Genomic DNA, 2,529 nt, shown 5'->3' with positions numbered 1-2,529 from the left:
GCGGCGCGGTGCGCGGAGGCCGAGCGGGAGGAGGCCGAGCGGGCGGCCGCCCTGGACGCCCGTTACGAGGAGCTGATCGGCCGCGCCGAACAGGCGCTGGCCGAGGCGGGGCGGGACCTGGCCGAGGCGGAGGAGTCGGCCCGGCGCCGGCAGGACGAGGCGCGGGACCGGACCGCCGAGCTCGTCGCCGAGGCGCGGGCGCGGGCGGAGCGGATCGCCCGGGAGACGGAGCGGGTGCTGCGCGAGCACGGGGAGCGCTGGGACGAGGTCCAGGACCAGATCAGCTCGTCCCGCGGCCGCCTGGGCACGCTGACGGGACGCGGCGTGGAGTGACGCCCCGTCAGCGGCGTCGGTGACGACCGGCGTCAGCCGGTGTCGGCGGGCGCCCCTGTGCCAGCCGGTGTCGGTGGACGCCCCGCGTCAGCCGCCCCTGCGGACCGCCCCCGCGAGGAGTCCCGGCTCCAGGGCCTCGTATCGGCGGCGCTGCTCGTCGGTCTTCCCGCGGCCCGAGGCCACCGTGCCGAGCCAGCCGAAGGCGAAGCCGGCCGGGATGGAGACCAGCCCCGTGGTGGTGAACGGGAACCAGTTGAAGTCGGCGTCCGGGAAGGCCGCCACCGGGGTGCCGGAGACCAGGCTGGTGCCCGGCATCAGCACCAGGACCGTGACGGTGCCCCCGATCAGCGTGCACAGCAGGCCCGTCCGGGTGAAGCGGCGCCAGAAGAGGCTGTAGACCAGGGCGGGGCACAGGGCGGACGCGCCCAGGCAGAAGGACAGCGTGGCCAGCGGCTGGAGGCTGCGGTGCTGCACCAGGGTCGCCAGCGCGATCGCCGGCACGCCCACCGCCAGTGCGGACAGCCGGGCCAGCGTCATCTCACGGCGCGGCGTCAGCTCGCGGCGCCGGGTGGCGAACACGTCGTGGGCCAGGGAGTTGGCGCAGGCGAGGATCATGCCGGCGACGGAGGCGAGCAGGGTGAGGAACAGGGCGGTGCTGACGGTCGTGAAGAGCAGGGTCTCCACCACGGTCACGTCCGTGCCGAAGGCGGCCCGCGAACCCAGCAGGTAGGCGGTGTTGCCGGCCGCGTCGGTCTTCGCGACCGTCTCGCGGCCGACCAGCGCCGTGGCGCCGAAGCCGACGACGGTTACGACCAGCACGAACAGCGCCACCAGCGACACCGCCCAGGACATCGACCGGCGCACCTGGCGGGCGCTGGAGGCGGTGTACATGCGCATCGTGACGTGCGGCAGACAGGCGCCGCCGAGGACCACGGCCAGGTGCGAGGAGACCATGTCGAGGCCGGGGTGGGGGCCGGCGGCGTACTCCAGGCCGGGGTGCAGGAAGGCGGGGCCGGCGCCGCTGTTCCGGGCGGCGGCGGCGAAGAGTGCGCCCGGGTTCCAGTCGAAGCGGTCGAGGAGGAGGACGGTGACCACCGCGCCCGACCCGAGCAGCATCACGATCTTCAGGATCTGGATCAGGGCGGTGCCCTTCATCCCGCCGATCGCCGCGTAACTGATCATCAGCGCGCCCACGCCGACGATGCAGCCCGTCTGCACCGACTCGCTGGTGAACCCCAGCAGGAATGACAGCAGTTGGCCGGTGCCGGCCAGCTGCACCAGCATCATCGGCAGCAGCGCGGCGAGGGTCACCACGCAGGCCGTGACGCGCACGCTGCGTGCCGCGGTGCGGCGGGACAGCGCGTCGCCCATGGTGAACCGGCCCGCGTTGCGCAGCGGTTCGGCCATCAGGAACATGAGCAGCAGCAGCGACAGCGCGGTGCTCAGCGCGAGGATCACGCCGTCGTAGCCGAACAGGGCGATCACGCCGCTCGTGCCGAGGACGGTCGCCGCGGAGATGTAGTCGCCCGCGATGGCCAGGCCGTTGCGCATCGGCGACAGGGAGCCGTAGCCGGTGTAGAACTCGTCCAGGTCGTCCCGGTCCGGGCCGGTCATCACGCACAGCAGCAGCGTGACCGTGGCGATGGCGGTGAAGGCGACCAGGGCCATCGCCTGGGCGTTGTCGTCGAATCCGGTCACCGGGCCGCCTCCCGCCCGGCGTTCACCGCGCTGTCGCGGCGGATGCGGTCGGCGAGAGGGTCCACGGTGCGGCGCGCGGTGTGCTCGTAGAGGGCGATCGCCAGCCAGGTGACGGGGAGTTGGAGCAGGGCGAGCAGCAGGCCCAGCGGCAGCCCGCCGGTGACCTCGCCGGTGAGGGACGACGGGGCGAACGCCGACAGGACGAGGAACAGCAGGAAGTAGCCGAGCGCGGCGAAGGTGGCCGTGCGCCGCTGCCGGCGGTAGGCGCCGCGCAGGACGCGCAGATCACCGTGACGCCCGGCCGGCTGCCAGGACCGGCGGGCATGCGGGGGAGTGGCGCCGGGCGGTGGGGTGGTGCCGTAGGGCGAGGGGGTGCCGGGCGTCGGGGTGGTGCCGTAGGGCGGAGTGGTGCCGTGCCCCTGGGAAGGGTGGCCGTACGGCGGTGGGGCGCTGTGCCGTGGTGGTGGGGGCGGGTCGAAGGACATCCCGGTGCTCCTT

Annotated in this window: 2 protein-coding genes and 1 pseudogene; 1 reads left to right on the top strand and 2 read right to left on the bottom strand. The window is 74.1% G+C overall.

Annotated elements, in window-relative coordinates; all coding sequences use genetic code 11:
- A pseudogene (locus GTW67_RS27830) lies at positions 1-333 on the top strand (cellulose-binding protein); the annotation flags it as partial.
- Between the two features lie 87 nt (positions 334-420).
- Here GTW67_RS27830 and GTW67_RS27825 read toward each other — a convergent pair.
- Both GTW67_RS27825 and GTW67_RS27820 read right to left on the bottom strand, forming a co-directional pair.
- Complete coding sequence (locus GTW67_RS27825; protein ID WP_161167521.1) at positions 421-2,001, bottom strand: sodium/solute symporter; 1,581 nt, start codon at positions 1,999-2,001, stop codon at positions 421-423.
- A 26-nt stretch (positions 2,002-2,027) separates the two neighbouring features.
- A partial coding sequence (locus GTW67_RS27820) for a DUF485 domain-containing protein (RefSeq protein WP_524539831.1) occupies positions 2,028-2,529 on the bottom strand: 502 nt, incomplete at its 5' end.

Source organism: Streptomyces sp. SID5910, assembly GCF_009862125.1.
GTDB lineage: Bacteria > Actinomycetota > Actinomycetes > Streptomycetales > Streptomycetaceae > Streptomyces.
Note: the sequence above shows the minus strand (reverse complement) of the source record. Positions and strands in the feature narration are given on the sequence as shown.

What these genes read in the sequence shown, in the direction of transcription:
- GTW67_RS27825 (WP_161167521.1), bottom strand. Translation starts at nt 2,001, where the DNA reads ATGGCCCTGGTCGCCTTCACCGCCATCGCCACGGTCACGCTGCTGCTG.